The organism is Seohaeicola zhoushanensis (assembly GCF_014656415.1).
GTDB lineage: Bacteria > Pseudomonadota > Alphaproteobacteria > Rhodobacterales > Rhodobacteraceae > Seohaeicola_A > Seohaeicola_A zhoushanensis.
Map to the genome: position 1 here is coordinate 36433 of NZ_BNCJ01000019.1, position 22818 is coordinate 59250.

19 protein-coding genes are annotated in these 22818 nt (G+C 66.5%); 15 read left to right on the forward strand and 4 right to left on the reverse strand.

Features of this window, described 5'->3' with window-relative positions; genetic code table 11:
* The first annotated feature begins 3 nt into the window (after positions 1-3).
* From IE266_RS21510 to IE266_RS21555, 10 genes are all read left to right on the forward strand, one after another.
* Positions 4-978 (forward strand): DUF7064 domain-containing protein, encoded by a 975-nt coding sequence (locus IE266_RS21510; RefSeq protein ID WP_189682192.1) that lies wholly within the window; start codon positions 4-6, stop codon positions 976-978.
* Positions 975-2174, forward strand: a complete 1200-nt coding sequence (locus IE266_RS21515) for a CaiB/BaiF CoA transferase family protein (protein ID WP_229864376.1) — start codon at positions 975-977, stop codon at positions 2172-2174. Before IE266_RS21510 ends, IE266_RS21515 begins: the two co-directional genes overlap by 4 nt.
* On the forward strand, positions 2171-4195 hold the full coding sequence (locus IE266_RS21520) for a hydantoinase/oxoprolinase family protein (protein ID WP_189682193.1): 2025 nt from the start codon (positions 2171-2173) through the stop codon (positions 4193-4195). Before IE266_RS21515 ends, IE266_RS21520 begins: the two co-directional genes overlap by 4 nt.
* Positions 4192-5964: a hydantoinase B/oxoprolinase family protein gene (locus IE266_RS21525; RefSeq protein WP_189682194.1), complete on the forward strand. Its 1773-nt coding sequence runs from the start codon at positions 4192-4194 to the stop codon at positions 5962-5964. The genes IE266_RS21520 and IE266_RS21525 overlap by 4 nt, the downstream gene beginning before the upstream one ends.
* A gap of 43 nt (positions 5965-6007) precedes the next feature.
* Positions 6008-7231: an ABC transporter substrate-binding protein gene (locus IE266_RS21530; RefSeq protein WP_189682195.1), complete on the forward strand. Its 1224-nt coding sequence runs from the start codon at positions 6008-6010 to the stop codon at positions 7229-7231.
* A gap of 64 nt (positions 7232-7295) precedes the next feature.
* The gene (locus IE266_RS21535; RefSeq protein WP_189682196.1) at positions 7296-8186 is read left to right on the forward strand and encodes a branched-chain amino acid ABC transporter permease; all 891 of its coding nucleotides are present in this window, start codon (positions 7296-7298) and stop codon (positions 8184-8186) included.
* The gene (locus tag IE266_RS21540) at positions 8173-9183 is read left to right on the forward strand and encodes a branched-chain amino acid ABC transporter permease (RefSeq protein WP_189682197.1); all 1011 of its coding nucleotides are present in this window, start codon (positions 8173-8175) and stop codon (positions 9181-9183) included. Before IE266_RS21535 ends, IE266_RS21540 begins: the two co-directional genes overlap by 14 nt.
* Entirely contained in the window at positions 9180-9908 is a 729-nt protein-coding gene (locus tag IE266_RS21545; RefSeq protein ID WP_189682198.1) for an ABC transporter ATP-binding protein, read from the forward strand. Before IE266_RS21540 ends, IE266_RS21545 begins: the two co-directional genes overlap by 4 nt.
* Positions 9905-10639, forward strand: a complete 735-nt coding sequence (locus IE266_RS21550) for an ABC transporter ATP-binding protein (protein WP_229864377.1) — start codon at positions 9905-9907, stop codon at positions 10637-10639. Before IE266_RS21545 ends, IE266_RS21550 begins: the two co-directional genes overlap by 4 nt.
* A 63-nt stretch (positions 10640-10702) precedes the next feature.
* Complete coding sequence (locus IE266_RS21555) at positions 10703-11422, forward strand: FadR/GntR family transcriptional regulator (RefSeq protein ID WP_229864378.1); 720 nt, start codon at positions 10703-10705, stop codon at positions 11420-11422.
* Positions 11423-11431: 9 nt separating this feature from the next.
* Here the strand turns inward: IE266_RS21555 and IE266_RS21560 are convergent, their stop codons facing one another.
* Genes IE266_RS21560 through IE266_RS21575 form a run of 4 tightly spaced genes read right to left on the reverse strand, consistent with a single transcriptional unit; the run spans position 11432 to position 15521 of the window.
* Positions 11432-11752, reverse strand: a complete 321-nt coding sequence (locus tag IE266_RS21560) for an AtuA-related protein (RefSeq protein WP_189682200.1) — start codon at positions 11750-11752, stop codon at positions 11432-11434.
* Positions 11749-13071 (reverse strand): acyclic terpene utilization AtuA family protein, encoded by a 1323-nt coding sequence (locus IE266_RS21565; protein ID WP_189682201.1) that lies wholly within the window; start codon positions 13069-13071, stop codon positions 11749-11751. The genes IE266_RS21560 and IE266_RS21565 overlap by 4 nt, the downstream gene beginning before the upstream one ends.
* Positions 13072-13087: 16 nt before the next feature.
* Complete coding sequence (locus tag IE266_RS21570; RefSeq protein ID WP_189682202.1) at positions 13088-14578, reverse strand: aldehyde dehydrogenase family protein; 1491 nt, start codon at positions 14576-14578, stop codon at positions 13088-13090.
* A gap of 28 nt (positions 14579-14606) precedes the next feature.
* Positions 14607-15521: an alpha/beta hydrolase gene (locus IE266_RS21575; RefSeq protein ID WP_189682203.1), complete on the reverse strand. Its 915-nt coding sequence runs from the start codon at positions 15519-15521 to the stop codon at positions 14607-14609.
* A 137-nt stretch (positions 15522-15658) separates the two neighbouring features.
* Between IE266_RS21575 and IE266_RS21580 the strand changes: the two genes are divergently transcribed.
* The 5 genes from IE266_RS21580 (at position 15659) to IE266_RS21600 (ending at position 22818) form a co-directional block, all read left to right on the forward strand.
* The gene (locus tag IE266_RS21580; RefSeq protein WP_189682204.1) at positions 15659-17311 is read left to right on the forward strand and encodes a flavin-containing monooxygenase; all 1653 of its coding nucleotides are present in this window, start codon (positions 15659-15661) and stop codon (positions 17309-17311) included.
* Positions 17312-17480: 169 nt separating this feature from the next.
* Positions 17481-18461, forward strand: a complete 981-nt coding sequence (locus tag IE266_RS21585; protein WP_189682205.1) for an ABC transporter permease — start codon at positions 17481-17483, stop codon at positions 18459-18461.
* A gap of 46 nt (positions 18462-18507) precedes the next feature.
* On the forward strand, positions 18508-19533 hold the full coding sequence (locus IE266_RS21590; RefSeq protein ID WP_189682206.1) for a sugar ABC transporter substrate-binding protein: 1026 nt from the start codon (positions 18508-18510) through the stop codon (positions 19531-19533).
* Positions 19534-19621: 88 nt separating this feature from the next.
* Complete coding sequence (locus IE266_RS21595; protein WP_189682207.1) at positions 19622-21739, forward strand: ABC transporter permease; 2118 nt, start codon at positions 19622-19624, stop codon at positions 21737-21739.
* Positions 21736-22818, forward strand: a complete 1083-nt coding sequence (locus tag IE266_RS21600; RefSeq protein ID WP_189682208.1) for a hypothetical protein — start codon at positions 21736-21738, stop codon at positions 22816-22818. The genes IE266_RS21595 and IE266_RS21600 overlap by 4 nt, the downstream gene beginning before the upstream one ends.

Sequence of the window (22818 nt, forward strand, 5' to 3'; positions counted from 1 at the left end):
ACCATGACCGTTCATGACAAACCCGCCGTCGTGCCCGAGGACGACAATTTCCACTTCGACGTCCTCGGCGACAAGTGGTGGATGACGGAGACGGCCTGGTTCTCCTTTTGCAAGCCCGAGATCGGGCTGGGCGGCTGGCTCTACAACATGTTCCGACCCAACATCGGCACCGTCTCGGGCGGCTGCTGGATCTGGGAGCCCGGCGCGCATCAGCCGTGGGAGGTGCCCTACTATTCGAACCTCACCGCGATGCCGCTGGACCGGGACGCCGACCTGCGGGACGTGACCCTGCGCAACGGCGTGTCGATCCGCATGCTCGAGCCGCTGAAGAAATATCACCTGACCTTCAAGGACCCCATGGGGTTCGAGGACCGGGGGCTGATCGCGCTCGACCTGACCTTCGACGCCGTGATGCCGCCGCGCCCGATGTCCAAGAACGACGGGTCCTTCCAGAAACTGACGCATTTCGACCAGTTCGGCCACGTGACCGGCACGATCCGTCTGCATGGCGAGGATATCGACATCGACTGCTACGCCATCCGCGACCGCAGCTGGGGCCCCCGCCCCGAACACCGCCCCGGTCAGAGCGCCTATGTGAGCGGCATCTCGGACCCGAGCCGCTGCTTCCTTGTCGTGACCAAATGGAACGACCCGGATTACGCGATCACCAACGGGTTCTTCACGCTGGACGGGACAACCGCGAATGTCGTTTCCGGCCAGCGCCGCGTCACCCGCGACGCCGACGGCGTGGTCGAGACGATCACGGTCGAGGGACGGGACGATCTGGGCCGCGAGCTTCATGCCGAAGGACGGCGGCTGAGCGGCATCATCATCAACCGGCACAGCTTCGTCGACAGCAACGGCCTGATCGAATGGACCATCAACGGCGTCACCGGCCATGGCGAGGATCAGGACATGTGGCCGGTCCACAACTGGACGCGGCACCGGGGCAAGGGACGGATGGGGTCCCGGACGTGAGCGACGACATGACCGACATGCACCAACCTCTGGCCGGGATCACCGTGATCGACCTCAGCCAGATCTACAACGGTCCCTACGCCACCTTCCTGATGGCCGCCGCCGGGGCCCGCGTCATCAAGATCGAACCGCCGGGGGGCGAGCCGCTGCGCCGGCGCGGTGTCGTGGGCGGGGCGGCCCTGCCCTTCGCCATGCTCAATGGCAACAAGGACTCCGTCGTGCTGGACCTCAAGACCGCTGAGGGCCTTGCGGCGCTCAAGTCGCTCGTGGCCGATGCCGATGTCATGGTCGAGAACTTCGCCCCCGGCACGACGGCCAAGCTCGGCATCGACGCGGACGCCATGCAGGCGCTGAACCCCCGGCTGATCTACGCGTCCTCCACCGGGTTCGGCGTGGACGGGCCCTACCGGACCTACCCGGCGATGGATCTGACCGTACAGGCCATGTCCGGCGTCATGTCGATCACCGGCTTCCCCGACCGCCCGCCGGTCAAGGCGGGACCGGCGCTCTGCGACTTCTTCGCGGGCATCCACCTTTATGGCGCGATCGCCACCGCGCTGCTCGACCGCGAACGCACCGGGGTCGCCCGGCGTGTCAGCGTTGCGATGCAGGATGCGGTCTATGCCTCGCTCTCCTCGTCCCTCGGCATGGTCTGGGGCACCCGCGACGAGGCGACGCCGCCGCCCCCACGCACCGGCAACCGCCACGGCGGCATGGCCGAGAGCCCGTACAACGTCTACCCGACCTCCGACGGCTGGATCGCCATCATCTGCGTCGGCGACAAGCAGTGGCAGAAGCTTTGCCACGTCATGGAGCGGCCCGAGTTGCTGGAGGACCCGCGCTTCGCCTCGCTCAAGGAGCGTGTGGCGGTGATGGACACTGTGGACGCCATCGTCGGCGGCTGGACCGCGCGCTTCACCAAGGAAGAAGCCTTCGGCCAGCTGATGGCCGGCGGCGTACCCTGCGCACCCGTACGGACGCTCTCCGAGGTGATGGAGGACGAGAACATGCATGCCCGCGGGTCGCTGCAATATCAGGACCATCCGGAACTGGGGCGCATCGTCGTCCAGCATTCGCCCCTGCGCTACGAGGGCACCCCGCTGGCAGAGCTTGAGCCGAGCCACGAACTGGGCGCGGATACCGGGCGGGTGCTGGCCGAATTTGCGGCCGCCGCCGCTCAAAGGAAACTGTCATGACCGAACTGGTTGGCATCGACGTCGGCGGCACGTTCACCGACCTCTACTATTCGTCCGGCGCAGGTCCGGACGGCGATCGCGTTCTCAAGGTCCCGTCGACCCCCGACGACCCGAGCCGGGGCCTGATCGACGCGCTTGGCGCCGCCGGGCTCGACATCGCGCGGCTGGACGCGATCCTGCACGGCACGACCATCGCGACCAATGCGGTGATCGAACGTCGGGGCGCGACATGCGCGCTGATCACCACGAAGGGCTTCCGCGACATCCTGGAACTGGGCCGCCGCGACCGGCAGCGCATGTACGGCCTCACCGGCGTGCAGCAGCCCCTCGTCCCCCGCCGGATGAGGTGGGAAGTCGCAGGCCGCATGGACCACAAGGGCAACGTGCTGACCGAGCTGGACGAGGCCGCGCTTCACGACCTCGCCGCCGCGCTGGCGGGCGAGGGCGTGGAATGCGTCATCGTCGCCTTCCTGCACAGCTACGCCAACACCGCGCATGAACGGCGTGCGAAGGAAATCCTGAAGGCCGCCAATGCCGACTGGGAGGTCGTGCTGTCCTCGGACGTCGTGCGCGAATACTACGAGTTCGAGCGCACCAGCACCGCCGTCGTGCAGGGCTACCTCCAGCCGCTGGTCTCGCGCTACGTGCGCAACCTCACGGCGAAACTGGGCACTTTGCAATTCGGGCGGCAGACGCTGGTCATGCAGTCCAACGGCGGCCTCGTGCCGCTGCCGCAGCTGTCGGAGAAGGCGGCCAACATCGTCCGCTCGGGTCCGGCCGCCGGCGTCATGGCCGCCGCGCAGATCGCGCGGGAGGCGGGGTTTGCCAACGTCATCACCGGTGACATGGGCGGCACCAGCTATGACGTTGCGGTGATCGTCGACGGCAAGCCGCAGATCGCCGAGACGACAGAGCTCGACTTTCGCGTGCCGCTGCGCCTGCCGATGATCGACGTGCACACCATCGGCGCGGGCGGCGGGTCCATCGCCTATTGCGACCGGGGCGGCATCCTTCAGGTCGGCCCGCAGAGCGCGGGCGCCGTGCCGGGGCCGGTGTGCTTCGGACGCGGCGGGACCGAACCGACCGTGGCGGATGCGAACGCCGTGCTGGGACGGATCAATCCCGATCGTCCGATCGGGCTGAAGCATCTCGACCGGCTCGACATCGCGGGTGCGCGGGCGGCGATGCAGCGGCTCGGCGACCAGCTGGGCCTCGGGGTCGAGCAGACGGCCGAGGCGATCCTGACGGTCGTCAATCACATCATGGCCCGTCGCACGCGCCTTCTGACGGTCGAGCAGGGGCTGGACCCGCGCGATTTCGTCCAGGTCTCGTTCGGCGGCGCAGGCCCGCTGCACGGCGCCGCGATCATGCGCGAGGTCGGGATTCGAACGATGCTGCTGCCGCCTTTCCCCGGCGTGCTCTGTGCGCTTGGCTGCGCCGTGGCGAACCTGCGCTACGACCTGTCCCGCACCATCGAGAAACCGCTGAGCGACGTGCCCGAGACCGAGATCCGCGAGATCCTCGCCCGGCAGGCCATGGACGGGCGGGCCGAACTGGAGGCCGCGAACGTGACGCTCGAGGCGACCGAGGTCCGGCATCTGGCCAACATCTCCTACATCGGACAGATCCACACCCTGCGCGTCCCGATCGAGGCCGACTGGTCGCACGCCCGCATCACCGCGGCGTTCGAGGATCTGTACAAGACCGAATACGGCAACACGCTGGACGGCATCCCGGTGGCCCTGGTCGGGCTGGTCACGGCGGTCGAGGGTGTGCGGCCGAAGCCGCCGCTCGGCTCCGAAGTTGAGGAGGCGACCGATACGCCCGCGCCGGTCGGGCATCGCGACGTCTGGTTCGGCGCCTGGATCCGGACACCGATCTACGACCGCGCGACGTTCCGGCCCGGCATGGGCTTCGACGGCCCCGCCATCGTGGAACAGGGCGACACGACCTCGGTCATAGAGCCCGGCCAGAGAGCGCGGGTCGACCGGCTCCAGAACATCCTGGTGGAGGTGGCATGATGGACCCCGTAACCCTTGCCGTCGTGCGCGGCGCGCTGGAACAGATCGGCGACGAGATGGACCAGCACCTGATCCGGGCGGCGCTTTCCCCGATCATCTCGGAAACCAACGACTGCGCGCATGGCATTTATGATCCCTTGACCGGAGAGACCATCGCGCAGGGCGGGCTCGGCCTGCCGATGTTCCTGGCCAACATGCAGTTCACCGTGCAGCGGATGATCCCCTTCGTCGAGAAGGCGGGAGGGTTCCGGCCCGGCGACGTCTGGATCACCAACGATCCCTACCTCTCCGGCACGCATCTGAACGACGTGATCCTGATTTCCCCCCATTTCGTGGACGGAGAGCTGTTCGCTCTGTTCGCCAATACCGGTCACTGGATGGACATGGGCGGCGGCACGCCAGGAGGCTGGGTTCCGACCGCGCAGGAGATCCACCAGGAGGGCATCATCATCCCGCCGCTCAAGCTGGTCGAGGGCGGAAAGCGGAACGAGGGGATCATCGGCATGATCACCGCCAACGTCCGCCTTCCGCAGCAGCTTCTGGGCGACCTGTCGGCGATGATCAACGTCTTCGCCATCGGACAGCGCGGGCTGGACGACCTGATCGGGCGCTACGGCGTGCCGGTCCTCAAGGACTGCATCGCCGAGATGATGAGCCGGTCCGAGACGCAGATGCGGTCGTACATCTCGGACATGCCGGACGGCACCTACAGGGTCGAGGACTTCTTCGACAACGACGGCGTGGTCGATGCACCGCTGAAGGTGCGGCTGGCACTGACCGTCACGGGCAGCGACCTGAGTTTTGATTTCGCCGGAACCGACGGCCCGGCGGTCGGGCCGATGAACATCTCGGACGCGACGACGCGGTCGATGTGCTTCGTCGCGCTCAAGCACATCTTCCCGGACGTGCCGGTGAATGGCGGCGCCTTCCGCCCGACCCGCTTCGCGATCCCCGAGGGCTGTATCCTGTCGGCCAGCTACCCCTCGGCCGTGGGCGGTACGACGGAGATCACGCAGCGCATCGTCGATGTGGTCTTCGGCGCCTTTGCCCAGGCGATGCCCGCGCTTGCCCCGGCCGCGCCCTTCGGGACCACCGGCGTGGCCACCGTGTCGGGCAGGCGTCCGGACGAGGGGGGCTATTTCGTCGCCGTCTATCCCTACCCGGGCGGCTACGGCGGCAGCGCGGAATCCGACGGGCTGATCAACGGCACCCCGCCCAGCTCCATGGCCAAGTTCATGTCGGTCGAGATGTCGGAGCACCGTTATCCCGTCCGCTTCGACCACTACGCGATCCGTGAGGGGTCGGGCGGCGCGGGGCTGCACCGGGGCGGCTGCGGGTCGGCCTACGGGATCGAGACATTGTCGGACGTGCTGGTGTCGATCCTCGGCGACCGGGTGGACCACCAGCCCTTCGGCGTCGGCGGAGGTCGGCCTGCGGCCGGCAACAGCGTCACCCTGCACACCGGCGGCAAGACCTGGACCCCGCCCTTCCGCTCGAAGGCCGAACGCGTGCGCTTCGCGGCGGGGGACCGGTTCGACCTCGGCTCTCCCGGTGGCGGTGGCTACGGCGATCCGCTGGAGCGCGACCCCGGCGCGATCGAGGACGACCTGAACGACGGGCTGGTCGGTGCGGAGGCGGCGCGCGACCTCTACGGCGCCGTCGTCACCGAGGACCGCAGGATTTTCGACCGGCCGGTCTACAGCGTGGACCGGCAGAAAACCCAAGCCGAACGGGACAGGCGGAAATCCGACCTGCGACGGACCGGCTGACCGCGCGTCCCGAGGGACCGCACCATAGGAGGAGGAGACGACTATGACCATGACAAGACGCGCGGCGCTGATGGCCGCCCTGGCCGGATCGCTGATGATCGGCGCCCCGGCCGGCGCCCAGGACGGGCCCCTGAAGATCGGAGCCGTGAACCCCTATTCCGGCCCCTTCGCTCAGTATGGCGACGAGACGACGCGGGGTTATGAGCTGGCCGCCAAGCAGGTGAATGCCCAGGGCGGCGTCCTCGGCCGCCAGGTCGAGATCGTGCGCGGCAGCGCCACCACCGCCCAGGAAGGGCTGAGCGTGGTCGAACAGCTGGTCGGCCGAGACAAGGTCGATGCGCTGATCGGCACCTACATCAGCTCGATCTCCAACTCGGCCAGCGAGACCGCGCTGAACTACGGCAAGCTCTACTGGGAGACCAACGCCCTGGCCATGTCGCTGACCGAACGTGCCCTGCCGAACTATGCCCGGTCCGGCCCCAGTGCCGTGACCTTCGCCGAGCGCTCGGTCCAGGGCGTGACGGAGCTTCTCTCCAAGGTGGTCGGCAAGGCCCCCGGCGAGATGAAGGTCTGGCTTGAGCATGAGGACAGCGCCTACGGCACCTCGATCGCCGAGGCGCAGAAGGAGCTGCTGGAAGAGGCGGGCGTCAGCGTCCAGATCGGCGCGCACAGCTTCAAGGCCATCGACCTGACCGACTCGATCCTGCGGGCCAAGGCCGATGCGCCCGATGTGTGGATCAACACCGGTTACGTGATCGACACCAACCTGCTGCTGCGCACCGCGCAGGAACAGGGCTTCACCCCTCCGGTGATGATGACCGTCGGCACCGGCGACACCTCCGAGACGCTCGAAGCGCTCGGCCAGGACTATCTGGAGGGCGTGCTGGTCGTGTCCTATCCGCGCGCCGACATCTCCGAGACCTACGGTCCCGGGTCCGACGCGTTCCTCGACCTGTACCGCAGCGAATACAACCGCGACCCGATCGCCCCGCAGGGCATGAACGCCTACTTCGGCGCGATGCTGCTGTTCGAGGCCATCGAGGCTGCCGGCTCGACCGAGTTCGAGGCGGTGATGACGGCGGCCAAGGCGATCGACCGGCCCGAGGGCAGCAGCCTGACCGGCTATGGCGTCATGTTCGACGACACGATGCAGAACGTGCGTGCGCTGCCAGTGATCGCGCAATGGCAGGGCGGCCAGATGAAGGCCGTCTTCCCGACCTCCGCCGTGGCGGACGGTGTCGCCCTGGTGAACCTCCCTCGCCAGTGACGCCAGACCTGCTGCCGGGGCGCATCGCGCCGGCAGCAGGCAATGGTTCCAACAGGAGAGTGCCATGCTGGACGTTCTGAACATTCTGACCGTGGGGGTGCTCCTCGGGGGCATCTACGCGATCGTGGCCGTCGGGCTGAACCTGATCTTCGGGGTGATCCGGGTGGTCAACTTCGCGCAGGGCGAATTCGTCACCTTCGGGCTCTACGGCGCCTACGCGGCCCAGATCGCGACGGGCATGGACCCCTATCTCGCGCCGCTGATCGTCGTGCCCGTGCTGTTCGTGCTGGGGGCCGTGATCTACATCGTCATCCTGCGCCCGCTGCAGAACGACCCGATGATGCAGGTCTTCGCCACCTTCGGCATCCTGATGGTGTCGCAGAACGCCATCCTCGCCCTGACGGGGGGTGTCGCCTATTCGGTTCAGTCCGCGTTCATCGGCATGTCGGTCAGCCTCGGCCCGATCCAGATCGGCCTGTCGCGGGTGATCGTCCTTGCGGTGGCCACGCTGGTGACGGCCGCCGTGGCGCTCTACCTCCGACATACGCGCAACGGCAAGGCGATCCGGGCCGTCGCGCAGGACCGCACCGCCGCGCGGCTCATGGGGATCCGGGTCGAGACGGTCTATACACTGACCTTCGGCATAGGCGCGGCGCTAGCCGGTCTGGCCGGCTGCTTGCTGTCGCCGCTCTACACCATGACCCCGCAGATCGGCATGAACTTCATCCTGCCGGCCTTCGCGGTCGTCGTGCTGGGCGGCCTCGGCTCCGTACTGGGCGCCTTCGTGGGCGGCTTCGTCGTCGGACTGACCGAGGCGCTGGCGGGCTTCTACCTGGACCCGGCGCTGAAACATGCCGTCATTTTCATCGTGTTCATCGCCGTGCTGGTCGTGCGCCCCTCCGGGCTGTTCGGCGTGGCCGGTGCAGAGGAGGTCGGACTCCGTGACCAAAACTGAACTCTCCCGCACCCCCCGGATTGGCAGCTTCGCTGGCGAACTGCCCGTGCTGGGCGCCGTGCTGGCCGCGCTTGGCCTTGTCCTGCTGTTCTACAGCGACGACAGCTTCACCCTGAACACGCTGGCGGGGACATTCCTGTTCGCCGGGCTGGCGACTAGCTGGAACATCATCGGCGGCTTCGGCGGCCAGTTCTCGCTTGGCCATTCCGTGTTCTTCGCCATCGGAGCCTACATGACCGGGAACCTGTTCCTGAAATACGAGCTGTCGCCCTGGATCTCCCTGCTGCCCGCGATGGCGCTGGCGGCGGCGGTCGCCATGCTGATCTCATGGCCGGTGTTCCGGCTTCGGGGTCCGTTCTTCTCGATCGCGACGCTGGCGCTGACCGAGGTGGCGATGGCGCTTGCCGTCTACTTCAGCACCTGGACCGGCGGCGCGCAGGGCTTTTCGGTGCCGTTCAAGCGCGGGCTGGAGAACATGATTTTCGCCGAACGGATGAACAACGCCCTGCTCATGCTGGGCTATGTAGCGGTGACGCTGCTGATCGTGTGCTGGCTGCGGCATTCGCGACTGGGCTATTCGCTTCAGGCGATCCGCGACAACGAGGACACCGCCGAGGCCGCCGGCATCGCCGTCCTGCGCACCAAGCTGATCGGCATGGGGCTGAGCGCGGCGCTGATGGCGGCGGGCGGATCGCTTTACATGATGTACGTGCGGGTGGTGGATCCCTATGCGCTGTTCTCGCTTTTCGACGTGGGGGTGAAGGTCGCCATGATCACGCTGATCGGCGGCATCGGCACCATCTACGGGCCGCTTCTGGGCACGCTGCTGCTGATCCCGCTTGAGAACCTGCTGCGCGCCGAACTGGGCGCGTCGGTGCCCGGCGGCAACCTTCTGGTGCTGGGCGTGCTGCTGGTGCTGACCGCGCTTTACCTGCGACGGGGGATCATCGGGTCGCTGATCGGGCTGGCCGACCGGATGAAGGCGGCACGGGCATGAGTGGTGAACCGCTTCTCGATGTCACCGGCGTGTCCAAACGCTTCGGCGGGCTCAAGGCGGTCGACGGCGTCAGCCTGAAGGTCGGCGCCGGAGAGATCGTCAGCATCATCGGCCCGAACGGTGCCGGCAAGACGACCTTCTTCAACCTGCTGACCGGCCAGTTGCGCCCGACCGAGGGGCAGATCCGGTTCAAGGGTCAGGACATCACCCGCCTCAGGCCGCATCACCGTGCGAGGCTCGGCTTCGGGCGGACGTTCCAGATCTCGCAGACCATGACGTCGCTTTCGGTGCTGGAGAATGCGATGATCGGCGGCTTCCTCAAGCTGCGCGGCAACCATGCGGCGGCGGTCCGGGCGATGGCCGCGCTCGACTCGGTCGGGTTGGAGGCAAAGGCGGACCGCAAGTCGTCCGAGCTGACACTTGGCGAGCGGCGGCGGCTTGAGGTTGCCCGTGCCATCGCGATGGAGCCCGACATCATCCTGCTGGACGAGGTGATGGCCGGGCTCAACGAGACAGAGATCACCGAGATCCTGGACCTGGTCCACCGGCTGAACGAGGCGGGCAAGACCTTCCTCGTGATCGAACACAACCTCAAGGTCGTCCGCGCCTTTTCCAGGCGGGTCGTCGTTCTGGATCGCGGCGCGATGCTGGCCGAGGGCAACGCCGAGGAGGTGCTGTCGAACCGCGCGGTCATCGAGGCCTATCTGGGGGCAAGCACGGCATGAGCACGACACAACAGACCGTGCCGATGCTTGAGGTGCGCGGCCTTTCGACCGGGTACGGCAACATTCCGGTGCTGCACGACGTCTCTTTCGAGGTGCCTCAGGGCAAGGTGACGGCCGTGATCGGCGCGAACGGCGCGGGCAAGACGACGCTTCTGTCGACCATCGCGGGCCTGATCCCCGCCACGTCGGGCCAGCTAATGCTGGACGGGACGGACATCAGCCGCACCCCGGCGGCCTCCCGGACAGCGGCGGGTCTGGCGCTGGTACCGGAAGGCGGGCGGCTGTTCCCGTTCATGACGGTGCGCGAGAACCTGGAACTGGGCGCCTACAGCCTGGGCCGTGACGCGGGGATGCGCCAGCGGATCGCGGAGATATGCGAGATCTTCCCGGTGCTCGCGGAGCGACAGTCGCAGATGGCGGGCCACCTTTCGGGCGGCGAACGGCAGATGTGCGCCGTGGCCCGCGCGATGATGAGCCGACCGCGCCTGCTGATGCTGGACGAGCCGTCCGTGGGACTGTCGCCGCTGATGACGGAGCGGTTGTTGTCGACCATTTCCGATCTCGCGGCGTCCGAGGCGCTGACCGTGGTCATCGTGGAACAGCGCGTCACCGAAGTATTGGCCATGGCCGAACTGGCGCATATGCTTGATCACGGACGAATAATGAAATCCGGTACAGCCGGTGAATTCCGCACCGACCGGATGATTCAGGAAACATACATGGGGCGATAAAAGGACCTATGGTCGCCGCTTCGAATGCAGGGTATCTTCAAAGGTATGAAGAATAGTGCGAACATGAAGATTGCACCTGTGCAGGTGCCCAAGGCGGCCGACATCCTGGCCAATCAGCTTCGTGACATGATCATCAGCGGCAAGGTCACGCCGGGCAGTTTCCTGCCCGCCGAACGCCAGCTTGTCGCGGATTCAGGGCTTAGCCGGACATCGGTCCGCGACGCGCTCAGGGTTCTGGAATCCGAGGGGCTGATCGCCACCAAGGTCGGCCGGTCCGGAGGGTCCATGGTGACGCTGCCGGGTCGCGATGCCGTCGCGCGGTCGGTCGAGCTCTTCGTGAGGACCCACGGCATCCGGCTGGAGTCGCTGCTGGAGTGCCGGGTCGCCGTGGAACCGACGCTCGCCGCGCTCTGCGCGAAGAACCGGACGGAGGAACAGCTGGCGGAGATCGAGGAGCTGCACGTCAAGTTCTCGAACTCGGCCGACAACGTGGTGCATTACAAGGCCGTCAACCTGGACTGGCATCTGGCCATCGCGCGCAGCAGCGGAAACGAGCCGCTCATCGCGCTGATGGAGGCGATTTCCAAGCCGATCCGCGACGCGATGGACTACCAGCACGTGACGACGCCGGAACTGCGGCGGACGGCGATCGCGGCCCATACCAAGATCCTCGAGGCCATCCGGTCGCAGGACGCCGCCTCGGCCTTCCGCAGGATGGAGCGGCACGTCTCTGGCTATCAGGCGATCGCGGTCAGCGAGATGAAGACCGCCGCGCACGGCTAGGATCGGCCCTCAGTCGATCTCGACCTCGAGGGCCAGGATCAGGAAGCTGAACGATTTGCCGTGCGAATCCACGTTCAGCGATGCATTGACACCGCCTTCCAGACCGTGCTGGATCACGAAATTCAGCCCATGCAGACCGGGCAGGTCGTAGCGCGTCACGGTGCCCCGGAACAACTCCGGATAGGCTGCCTTGACCCGTTCGGCCGTGAGCGAGCGCCGCACCGCCTCGTAATGCGCCGGATCATAGACCCAGACACCGACGTTGGACACGTCGCCCTTGTCCCCGGCGCGGGCCGAGGCGACTTCCCTGAGCATCACGCGGCGGGTCATGCGTCGATCCATCTGACAGAGCACCGGACATCGGCGCGGTTGACGAAGGTGGGCTGGGTGATGACCGACGGTGTCACACGCCCGCGGAAGCCGCCGCCGCCGGCGGGGCCACCCATCCACAGGCTCTCGATCTCTTCCAGCAGCATGTCGGCCCACCTCCGGTCCATGCTGCGCAGGGCGCCGCGCAGGCGGATGTCCTCGCTCTCCGACGCCCGACCGGCCGTCGCGTGCAGGGAGGTGGCGCCGATCAGGTCGAACCGGAGTTCTCCGTTGAAGCCGTTGCGAAGGGTCATGCGCTTCCGCACCACCTCGGCCGCCAGGCGGGCACGGTCAAGCGCGCCGGGTCCGGCATAGCCGATCTCGCCCTCGGCCAGATAGCCGCCGTCGAAGGCGACCAGCGCCTTGAGCCGGTCGGGGCGCGCGGCGCCGGTGGCCGCGCTTACGCGGATGCGGTCGGGGCCTTCTTCGGCGATGCGGACGGTGGTGAAGTTCGCGCTCACGTCCGGGGTCAGGTAGGCGGCGGGATCGTGGACCTCGTAGAGCAGCTGTTCCTTCACGGTCAGCGGGGTGACGCAGCCGCCGGTGCCCGCCAGCTTGGTGATGACAGCGCTGCCGTCCGGATCGACCTCGGCCAGCGGATAGCCGAGGTTGTCGAGGCCGGGCACGTCCTTGTAGCCGGGATCGGCGAAATAGCCGCCGGTGATCTGCGTCGAACATTCCAGCAGATGCCCGACCAGCGCGCCCCGCGCCAGCATGTCCCAGTCGTCCGGCGCAATCTTCAGCTCATGCGCGATCGGGGCGAGGAATAGCGAGGAGTCCGAGACGCGCCCGGCGATCACCACGTCGGCGCCGCCCGCCAGCGCCTCTACCATGGCCTCGTGGCCGATGTAGGCATTGGCGGCCACGGGCGTACGCCCGAAGCTCTCGACAGTGCCGCCGGTCTCCTCCAGCCGCGTGTCGGGCGTGATGAGCCCCAGCACGTCGTCGCCCTCGATCACGGCGATCTTCAGCGAGAGGCCAAGCTCGGCCGCCAGCCGCGCCGTGGCCTCCCCCGCGCCAAGCGGATCGGCGGCGCCCATGTTGGTCAGCACCCGGGTGCCGTTGCGCACGCAATGCGGCAGGACGGCCCGGAGCCGCGCATCCAGCTTGCCGCTGTAGCCCGCGCTCCCGGCGCGCCGCGCCACGTGGCCCTGCGCCAGAGTCCGTTCCGCCAGCGACTCGAAACACAGGTAGTCGAGCGCCCCGTCGCGGGCCAGATCCTCGGCCGGGGCGACCCGGTCCGGAGCCCCGCCCGAGCCGCATCCGATGCGCAATGCCATGTCCGTTCCGCCCGTGTCAGCCGATGTTGATGTAGACGGCCTTCCGATAGGTATAGAGGTCGAGGTGCTCTGCCCCGCCCTTCACGCCATAGCCGCTGTTCTTGATGCCGCCGAAACCGACCGCAGGGTCCACCGCGCCGTAGCAGTTGACCCAGAGCGTGCCGGTCCGGATGCCGTTAATCATCCTGTACATGGTCGACACGTCGCGGGTCCAGACCGCACCGCCCAGACCGTAGTCGATGTCGTTGGCCATGCGCAGCGCGTCCTCGGCCTCGTCGAACGGGATGACAGAGATGACCGGGCCGAAGATCTCCTCCTGCGCGATGCGCATGGAATTGGTCACATCCGCGAAGACGGTCGGCTTGACGAAGTATCCCTCTGCCAGATCGCCGCCCAGACGTTCACCACCGACAGCCAGCCGCGCGCCCTCTCCCGGAGCGCTTTCCACATAGCCCATCACCCGGTCGAGCTGCTTCTGCGAGATCAGCGGCCCGAGTTGCACGTCGGGATCGAGCCCGTTGCCCACCTTGACCGAGGCGGTGAACTGCTTGAGCCGCTCGACGAATTCCTCCTGGATCGAACGCTGCACGAACAGCCGGGTGCCCGCGTAGCAGACCTGACCGGAGTTGGTGAAGACCCCCATGGCCGCGCCGGGCACAGCCTTGTCCATGTCGGCGTCGGCAAAGACGATGTCAGGCGACTTGCCGCCCAGTTCGAGCTGGAGCTTCTTCATCCCGACGGTCGAGGCCTCGATGATCCGGCGGCCCGTGACGGTCGATCCGGTGAAGGCGATGCGGTCGACGCCGGGATGGCGCGCCAGCGCCTCTCCCGTTACGGCGCCGTAGCCGGTGACGACGTTCACCACACCCTCGGGCATCCCCGCCTCGTGCAGCAGGTCGACCATGCGCAGGACCGAAAGCGACGCATCCTCAGCCGGTTTCATCACGGCGGTGCATCCGGTCGCCAGCACGCCGCCCAGCACCCACCACTGGCTGATGAGCGGTCCGTTCCAGGGAATGATCCCGGCGACGACCCCGACCGGGGCCTTGATGGTCATCGACTGGATGTTCAGCGGCAGCGAGTTCTGAAGCGTCTCGCCCTTCACGTTCAGCGCCTGCGCGGCAAAGAACATGATCATCTGGCGGATCGGTTCCTTCAGCATCTTCGTGCGCGACAGCGGCGCGCCCATGTCCAGCGTCTCGATCATCGCGAATTCGTCGAACCGGTCGGCCAGCAGACCGGCCACGCGGATCAGCAGCGCCTGGCGCTGCGTCGGTGTCCACTTGCTCCACGGTCCCTCGAAGGCCCGGCGGGCGGCGGCGACGGCGCGGTCCACGTCCTCCGATGACCCCTCGGCCAGCTGCGCGATCTCGCGGCCGGTGGCGGGGTTCAGGGTGGCAAAGGTTTTGCCCGATGCGGCGGGAACGGTCTTGCCGTCGATGATAAGGCCGTGGGGCCGGTCCGTCAGGACGGAGTCCGGCGTGATCTGGCGATCGGAAATGGTCATGATGTCCTCTTTTGCAAGATGAAGTCGGTCAGCCCGGAACGACCCGATCGCGGATTTCCGCCGAAATGGTCGACAATTCCGCATCAGCGATGTCGAAAAGGGGGTGAAGCCGGATGAAACCATGGGTGACCCCGTCGACGCGGCGCCGTGTGACGGGCACGCCCTGCGCGGCCAGACGGTCGGCATAGGCCTCGCCCTCGTCCAGCAGGACGTCATATTCCGCCGTCACGATAATCGCGGGCGGCAGGCCCGCCAAGTCGGTGCGGCGCAGCGGCGACACGTCGGGATCGGCCCAGGCCGAGGTCGGGGCGTAATGGCCGAAGAACCACTGCATGTCCCGCGCCGTCAGCGGCAGGCCGGTGCCGTGCGCGCGGTAGGACGGGCGGTCGAAATCGTGGTCCGTCACCGGGTAGTAGAGAACCTGAAGCGCCACGGCCGACGGATCCTTCAGCCGCGCACAGCACACGGCAGCCAGATTGCCGCCCGCGCTGTCGCCCATCACGATCACCGGACCCGCAGGGCACCCGTCCACGCGCCCCTCCAATACAGCGGCAAGCGCATCCTCGCAGTCCTCGAGCCCTGCCGGATAGGGTGCCTCGGGCGCCAGCCGGTAGTCGACCGCCAGCACCGCGAGGCCCGTGCGCTGCGCAAGGGTGCGGGTGTAGGTCTCGTAATCTTCCAGCGCGCCGACAACCCAGCCACCGCCGTGCAGGAAGACGATGACGCCTTCCGGACGCGCGACCGGCATCAGCAGCCGCGCCCGGATCGGGCCGCCGCGGCCCTCGATCGTGCGCTCTTCCGCGCGATGCATCTCGGGGCCGCTGCCCAGGCGCGCGCGCCCGGCGGCGACGAAGGCCCGCGCATCGCCGGGCGTTCCGGCCGACAGCGCGGGCGCGTCCTTCAGCATGTCGAGCATGGCGGTGATGAATGGATGAAGTGCCATGTCCCCTCCCCCGGTCCGGCGATCAGTTGCCGCGCAACGTAGATTCAATGTCCGGCTTCGTCAAATTATTTGACCATTCGAAATGCCGACACTATGGTCAGCCGCGAAACGTCGACCTGCCGAGGAGGAGGCACGCCATGACTTCTGAATTCCCCCAGACATCCGCCGACGCCCCTCTTGAGGTCGCGGTGATCGGCGCTGGCTTTGCCGGGATGTACATGCTGCACCGCCTGCGCAGCGCAGGCTTCCGAGTCAAGGTCTTCGAGGCCGGACCGGAGGTCGGCGGAACCTGGTACTGGAACCGCTATCCGGGGTGCCGTTGCGACGTCGAAAGCCTTCAGTACTCCTATTCCTTCGACGAGGGCATCCAACAGGAGTGGACCTGGTCCGAACGTTTTGCCACGCAACCGGAAATCCGCCACTACGCGAATTTTGTCGCCGACCGGCTCGACCTGCGACGGGATATCGTGTTCGGCGTCCGCGTGACTTCAGGCCGCTTCGACGAGGCGCGCAACCAGTGGACGTTGACGACCGACGCGGGAGCGATTCACGCGGACAAGGTGATCACGGCGGTCGGCTGCCTCTCCAGCTCGAACATGCCGCAGATCGAAGGCATCGACAGCTTTCAGGGACGCACGATCCATACCGCGGACTGGCCCCACGAAGGGGTCGACTTCACCGGCCTGCGGGTCGCGATGATCGGCACCGGGTCCTCGGCCATCCAGGCGATTCCGGAGATTGCCAAGCAAGCCGCGCAGTTGACCGTGTTCCAGCGAACCCCGAACTTCTCGGTTCCCGCGCGCAACCAGCCGCTGAAGGAGGAGACGGTCGCCTGGTGGAAGGCGAACTATCCCGACCTGCGCAAGACCGCGCGCGAGACGATGCGGTCGGGCACGATCTACGACCTGCCGCAGAAGCCCGCGATGGGCACCGATCCGGCCGAGGTCCGTGCGGAACTTCAGGCCAGGTGGGACAAGGGCGGGGCAAATTTTGCCTACGCCTTCGAGGACTTGGTCATCAGTATGGAAGCCAACGACATCGCCGCCGAATTCGTGCGCGACAAGATCCGCGAGATCGTCACGGACCCCGAGACGGCCGAGGCGCTGTGCCCGAGGGACTACCCCATCTTCTGCAAGCGGATCTGCGTCGATAGCGACTATTTCGCCACCTACAACCGCGACAACGTCACGCTGGTGAACCTGCGCAAGACCCCGCTGGAGCGGGTGACCGCCAAGGGCATCCTGACCTCGGATCAGGAGCGCGAGTTCGATGTGGTGATCTACGCCACCGGCTTCGACGCCATTACCGGATCGCTCACCCGGCTGAACCTGACCGGCACCAGGGGCAGGACGCTGGCTGAAAAATGGGCCGAGGGTCCCAAGGCCTACCTCGGCCTCGTAACCTCGGAATTCCCCAACCTTTTCATGATCACCGGACCGGGCAGCCCTTCCGTGCTGAGCAACATGATCGTCTCGATCGAGCAGCACGTCGACTTCCTGTTCGACCTGATCACGCACATGCGCGCGACCGGCGCCGACCGGGTCGAGACGACGGCGCAGCAGGAGGAGGACTGGGCGCGCCACGTGACCGAGGTGGCGCACACGACGCTCTATCCCAAGGCCGCCTCGTGGTACATGGGCGCGAACATTCCCGGCAAGCCGAGGGTGTTCATGCCCTTCATCGGGGTCGATGCCTATCGCAAGACGTGCAACGAGGTCGCGGCCAAAGGCTATCCCGGGTTCGAGATGTCGGGCGGCACAGCCGGAACCCGGACCGCCGCCCGCGGCTGACGATCCGTTCAGAGACCGACGTGAGAGGCGCCCGCCGCAAGGGCGCCTTTTTCCATTTCGCCCGCAGGAGGCCCGCTCCGCCTTCGAAATCGGTGCGACGATCAAATTTATTGGTGGACCTTTTAAATTATCGTGCCTAACCTCGCGTCAATTCGAGGAGGAGGTCGGAATGAGACTCGGACGGCTGTCGGCCCTGTCGCAGGAACAGATCGTGCTTGGAATGGCGGTTGTCCTCTTCGCGGTGTTCGCCCTGTCGATCGACGGCTTCCTCACGGCGGGCAACATCCTGTCGGTGATTCAGAACGTATCGGTCCTCGGCATCCTCGGCGCGGGGATGGCCATGTCGATCATCGGGCGCGGCATCGACCTGTCGGTGGTGTCGGTGATGGCCTATTCGGTGGCCTGGACGCTGTCGGCCTTCAATCAGGACGTGAACCTCTATCTGGCGCTTCTCATGGGCTTCGGCTTTGCCCTGGCTGTCGGCCTGATCAACGGCATCCTCATCGCCTATATCGAGATCCCGGCCATCTTCGCCACCCTCGCCTCGGGCACGGCGGTCGCGGGGTTCGGGCAGTATTTCCTGGTCGATACCGATGTGGTCTTCGTGTCCGATGCCGTGGGTCGGCTGATGTCCATCGGCTCCGGCCGGACCCTCGGAGTGCCGAATTCCGTCATTAGCCTCGCCATCGTGGCGGGGGTTCTCTACTGGATCCTGCACCGCACCGTCTTCGGCCGCTACCTGTTCGCCATGGGCGACAACACCCGCGCCGCCCGGGTCGCCGGCATCCCGGTCCGCCCGATGATGGTTGCGCAATACCTGCTGACCGCGACTATCGCCTTCATCGCGGGGCTCGTCACCGCCATGGCGGTCGAGTCGATGAACACGCGGGTCGTCAACTCCACCCTCGTCTACGACGTCATCCTGATCGCCGTGATCGGGGGCATCTCGCTCAGCGGCGGGCGGGGCAGCGTGCGCAACGTGCTGATCGGCACCGTCATGATCGGCGTGCTGCTGAACGGCATGACGATGATGAACATGCCCTACACGGCGCAGAACATCGTCAAGGGCGCGATCCTGCTGGTCGCGATCATCGCCGACAGTTTTTTCAACCCGCGCGATGAGCAGACATCGCAGCAGGGCGACATCTGAAAAGGACGGACGATACCGTCCGCATCATCTGGGAGGAGAACCAAGAATGCTGAAAAATATCAAGAACCTGCTGGTCGCGACAGTCGTAATGGGCCTGTGCTGCACCAGCCTGGCCGCCGAGGAATGGGATGACGGCCAGATCAAGGACACCCGCGAACTGCTCAAGGGCAAACGCGTCGGTTTCGTCCCCCTGTCCATGGGGATCGACCTTGGCCAGGTCTGGCTCGCGGCGATGGAGCGCGACGCCAAGCGGTTCGGCTACGAGATCGTCGTGCGGGAATCCAGCTGGAACGTGCAGAACGGCGCGCAGGCCATCAACCAGCTGATCGGCGAAAAGGTCGACCTTCTGGTGATCCACCCGGCCGAAGTGCAGGCCTGGGCCAAGCTGGTCAACAAGGCCGAGCAGTCTGGCGTGCCGGTCGTACAGGTCAACATGAAGTCGCCCAACACCGGCGACGCCTATGTGGGCGCAAACTGGTACGACAGTGCCCGCCTGATGGTCGAGCAGATCCACAAGATGTGCGCGCCCGAAAACGGCGGCAATGGCAAGATCGCCATCGTGCAGGGAGTGCTGACGTCCCCGGCCAACTACATCGTGCGCAAGTCGATGGACGATTTCTGGACGGAATACCCCGGGCTCGAGATCGTCGCGGACCAGCCGGCGGACTACGACTCGACCAAGGCCAAGGCGGTCGCCTCGACCGTGCTGAAGCAGCATCCCGACCTCTGCGGGTTCCTCGGGATGTGGGAAGTCATGGACATGGGGGTCGCGGCGGCCGTGAAGGAGGCGGACCTTCAGGGCAAGGTGCACATCGTCAGCTCGGGCGGGGGAGAGAAGAAATCGTCCTGCGACAACATCGCCAACGGCAACTTCGACGCCGTGGTGAGCTACGAGGCCGAAGACGTGGGCTATGCGCTGGCTTCCGTCGTGACGTCGCTGTTGCAGAACCCGCCCAAGGAGCTCGGCAAGAATCCGATCGGGGTTTACACGCCCAGTGTCGCCATCACCAAGAACAACTACCAGGACAGCATGTGCTGGGACCTGGAAAGCGTGAAGCGCAACGGGTTCTGATCCGCCCTCCGGGATCGCGTCGCAGCGGCGCGGTCCCCTTCGTACGGGGGGCGCACCCCCGGTCAATCTCCCAGCAAGGCACGTCTTCATGTCGCAACCATCCGAATTCTATTCGCGCTGGCGCTACCGCCTGTTTCCGGACCACATCGTCGGCGAGGTCCTGTCGAAGAACTGGATCGACAACGCGATCCCGTTCCTGATCCTCATCGCCTCGGTCGCCTTCTTCAGCGTCTTCATCCAGGACCTGTTCGCGCCCTACAGCCTGATCGACAACGGCCGCCAGATCGGGGAACTGCTGCTTGTGGTGTTCGGCATGACCATCGTCATGATGGCCGGCGGCATCGACCTGAGCGTCGGCGCGACCTTCGCGCTTGCGACCTTCTGCTCGCTCGGGATGTTCAACTATTTCGAGCTTCCGCTCGCCGTCGTCGTCGTTCTGACGCTGCTTCTGGGCGCGCTGATCGGGGCGTTGAACGGGGCGCTGATCGGTTTTCTCAGGCTGCGGGCCTTCCTGACCACGCTGGTCACCCTGATCATGGTGCGCGCGACCTTCGACACGCTGGTGCTGAACTACCAGGTGGAGGTGTCGATGGCGATGCGGTTCTCCGACGCCTGGGACTTCATCGGTGACGGCGACGTGCTGGGCATTCCGTTCAGCTTCCTCCTGGCCGCGATCGTCGGGATTTTCGCCCATGTCATGCTGACCCGACTGGGCATCGGCTGGCGCATTCAGGCCGTCGGCGGGTCGCGGCGGTCGGCGTTCAACGCCGGGATCTCGGTCCGCAAGACGGTGTTCTACACCTATGTCATGTCCGGGACCCTCGCCGCCGCCGCCGGCGTGCTCTACGCCTCGCGGCTTGGCGCGGCGGGAAGCGACACCGGGCTGGGGCTGGAAGTGTCGGCGCTGACGGCCGCAGTTCTGGGCGGGGTCAGCCTCGGCGGCGGACGCGGGTCCATCGCCAAGGCGCTGCTTGGCTCCCTCATCGTGATCATCATCCAAAGTTCGCTCGTCCGGCTTGGCCTGCGCACCGGAGCCAACACGCTTGTGCTGGGCATCCTGCTGCTCGTCGCCGTCGCGATCGACGTGAAATGGCTGAAGAACCGGCTCAAGGTGCTGGCCAAGGTTTATGTCTCGCCAGGCTATTTCCGGCTGCCCGACATCGGCCGGATCGGGTCCTCCTCGCCCTATGCAGACAACAACCGCCTGGCGGACGTGGACCTGATCGGGCTGGAGGAGATCGAGGGCCCGGAGGACGTGATCCTCGACGAGGACGACAACCTCTACTGCGGGTCGCGGCACGGCGATGTCATCCGGTTTTTCAGCCCCGACCACAAGAGGTGGGAGGTCTACGGCCATATCGGCGGGCATCCCCTCGGGATGGCTTTCGACGCGCAGGGCAACCTGAACGTCTGCGTCTCGGGCATGGGCCTCTACCAGATCACGCCGGACAAGGAGGTCCGTAAGCTGACGGATGAAACCAACCGGAGCCTGCTGTCGGTCATCGACGACAGCCGGATGCGGTTCGCGGACGACCTGGACATCGCGCCGGACGGCAAGATCTACTTCTCCGAGGCGACGATCCGCTTCAACACCGACGAGTGGATGATCGACGCGCTGGAAAGCCGGGGCAACGGGCGGATCATCTGTTACGACCCCGCCGCCGACACGACCCGCACCATCCTGCCCAAGCTCATGTTCCCGAACGGGATCTGCGTCTCGCACGACGGCCAGTCGATCCTTTATGCCGAAACCTGGCCCTGCCGGATCTCGCGCTACTGGCTGGCAGGCCCCCGCAAGGGTGAGGTCGAGCTGGTGATGCCGGACCTGCCCGGCTATCCCGACAACATCAACCGTTCGTCCGATGGCCATTACTGGTGCGCATTTGTCGGCATGCGCGCGCCGGCCTTCGATCTGGCGATGCGGATGCCCTCCTTCCGCAAGAAGATGGTCGACCGGATCCCGCATGACGAGTGGCTTTATCCCAACATGAATGCGGGCTGCGTCATCAAGTTCGACGAGACCGGCAAGGTGCTGGAATGCCTGTGGGACTCCAAGGGCGTAAACCATCCGATGATCACCTCGATGCGCGAACACAAGGGATACCTCTACCTCGGCGGGTCGCTGAACAACCGGATCGGCAAATGGAAGATCCCCGGCGCCGATCCAGACTGGACGGGCGTTTCCTCCTACTGGAGGGCGACATGATGCTGGACCGTCTGAAGACCTGGTACGACGGGTTCCGCGGGGCTGGCGACCACGCCATCACCGTGCCCCCGATGGACGGGGCGCTGCGTCCCAACACAGCCCTGGACGAGGCCCGGACGCTGTTCGACTGGCCCTCGCCCGACAATGTCGCGACCGACGGGGACACGGCGGTCTTTTCGTCGGGGGCCGAGGTCCTGCGCGTCCGGCCTGGCGAGGCGCCTGTGCATCTGCGGACCCACCCTGCCCCGGTCACGGCGCTGGCCGCGCACCAGGGCGCACTGGCCACCGCACTTGCGACCGGAGAAGTGCTGATATCGGGCGGCCCGCATGACGGCCAACGTCTGGCGGCATCGGCGGACCTGCCCATCTCCTGTCCGGTCGCGCTCGCGTTCCGTGACGGCGACACGCTGCTGATCGGCAACGGATCAGACCGTCACGACGCCGGGGAGTGGCGCCACGACCTGCTGACGCGCACCGCCTCCGGGTCGGTCTGGCAGGTCGACCTCAAGACCGGCGCGGCCGAATGCCTGGCGCGGAACCTCGCCTGGCCCCGTGGTCTGCTGCCCCTGCCCGAGGGCGTCCTGGTATCCGAGGCCTGGCGCGCCCGGTTGGTCGTCCTGCGCCCCGGTGCGGAACCCGATCCGGTCAGCACGGAGCTGCCCGCCTATCCCGGCGGCCTCTCCGCAGCCCCGGATGGCGGCGTCTTCGTATCGCTCTTCGCCCCGCGCCGGCGCCTGACCGAACTCGTCATGCGAGAGACGGCCTACCGCGACCGGATGATGGCCGAGATCGAGCCGGAATACTGGATCTCTCCCAGCCTGCGCCCGATGGAAAGCTATTACGAACCGCTTCAGGGCGGCACGCTCAAGAAGCTGGCGATGCTGAAGCCCTGGGCGCCGTCCCGCTCCTACGGGCTGGTGCTTGAACTGGACTCAAGCTTCGACGCGCGGCGCAGCTTCCACAGCCGTGCCGACGGCACCCGGCACGGCATCTCGTCGACCGCCCTGATCGGCGGAACTCTGGTTGTCGCGGCGACGGGCGGCGACGTGATGGTCGCGCTAGACATGGAAGGGGTCTGA

What these genes read in the sequence shown, in the direction of transcription:
- IE266_RS21510 (WP_189682192.1), top strand. Translation starts at nt 4, where the DNA reads ATGACCGTTCATGACAAACCCGCCGTCGTGCCCGAGGACGACAATTTC.
- IE266_RS21520 (WP_189682193.1), top strand. Translation starts at nt 2,171, where the DNA reads ATGACCGAACTGGTTGGCATCGACGTCGGCGGCACGTTCACCGACCTC.
- IE266_RS21525 (WP_189682194.1), top strand. Translation starts at nt 4,192, where the DNA reads ATGATGGACCCCGTAACCCTTGCCGTCGTGCGCGGCGCGCTGGAACAG.
- IE266_RS21530 (WP_189682195.1), top strand. Translation starts at nt 6,008, where the DNA reads ATGACCATGACAAGACGCGCGGCGCTGATGGCCGCCCTGGCCGGATCG.
- IE266_RS21535 (WP_189682196.1), top strand. Translation starts at nt 7,296, where the DNA reads ATGCTGGACGTTCTGAACATTCTGACCGTGGGGGTGCTCCTCGGGGGC.
- IE266_RS21545 (WP_189682198.1), top strand. Translation starts at nt 9,180, where the DNA reads ATGAGTGGTGAACCGCTTCTCGATGTCACCGGCGTGTCCAAACGCTTC.
- IE266_RS21550 (WP_229864377.1), top strand. Translation starts at nt 9,905, where the DNA reads ATGAGCACGACACAACAGACCGTGCCGATGCTTGAGGTGCGCGGCCTT.
- IE266_RS21555 (WP_229864378.1), top strand. Translation starts at nt 10,703, where the DNA reads ATGAAGATTGCACCTGTGCAGGTGCCCAAGGCGGCCGACATCCTGGCC.
- IE266_RS21560 (WP_189682200.1), bottom strand. Translation starts at nt 11,752, where the DNA reads ATGACCCGCCGCGTGATGCTCAGGGAAGTCGCCTCGGCCCGCGCCGGG.
- IE266_RS21565 (WP_189682201.1), bottom strand. Translation starts at nt 13,071, where the DNA reads ATGGCATTGCGCATCGGATGCGGCTCGGGCGGGGCTCCGGACCGGGTC.
- IE266_RS21570 (WP_189682202.1), bottom strand. Translation starts at nt 14,578, where the DNA reads ATGACCATTTCCGATCGCCAGATCACGCCGGACTCCGTCCTGACGGAC.
- IE266_RS21575 (WP_189682203.1), bottom strand. Translation starts at nt 15,521, where the DNA reads ATGGCACTTCATCCATTCATCACCGCCATGCTCGACATGCTGAAGGAC.
- IE266_RS21580 (WP_189682204.1), top strand. Translation starts at nt 15,659, where the DNA reads ATGACTTCTGAATTCCCCCAGACATCCGCCGACGCCCCTCTTGAGGTC.
- IE266_RS21585 (WP_189682205.1), top strand. Translation starts at nt 17,481, where the DNA reads ATGAGACTCGGACGGCTGTCGGCCCTGTCGCAGGAACAGATCGTGCTT.
- IE266_RS21590 (WP_189682206.1), top strand. Translation starts at nt 18,508, where the DNA reads ATGCTGAAAAATATCAAGAACCTGCTGGTCGCGACAGTCGTAATGGGC.
- IE266_RS21595 (WP_189682207.1), top strand. Translation starts at nt 19,622, where the DNA reads ATGTCGCAACCATCCGAATTCTATTCGCGCTGGCGCTACCGCCTGTTT.
- IE266_RS21600 (WP_189682208.1), top strand. Translation starts at nt 21,736, where the DNA reads ATGATGCTGGACCGTCTGAAGACCTGGTACGACGGGTTCCGCGGGGCT.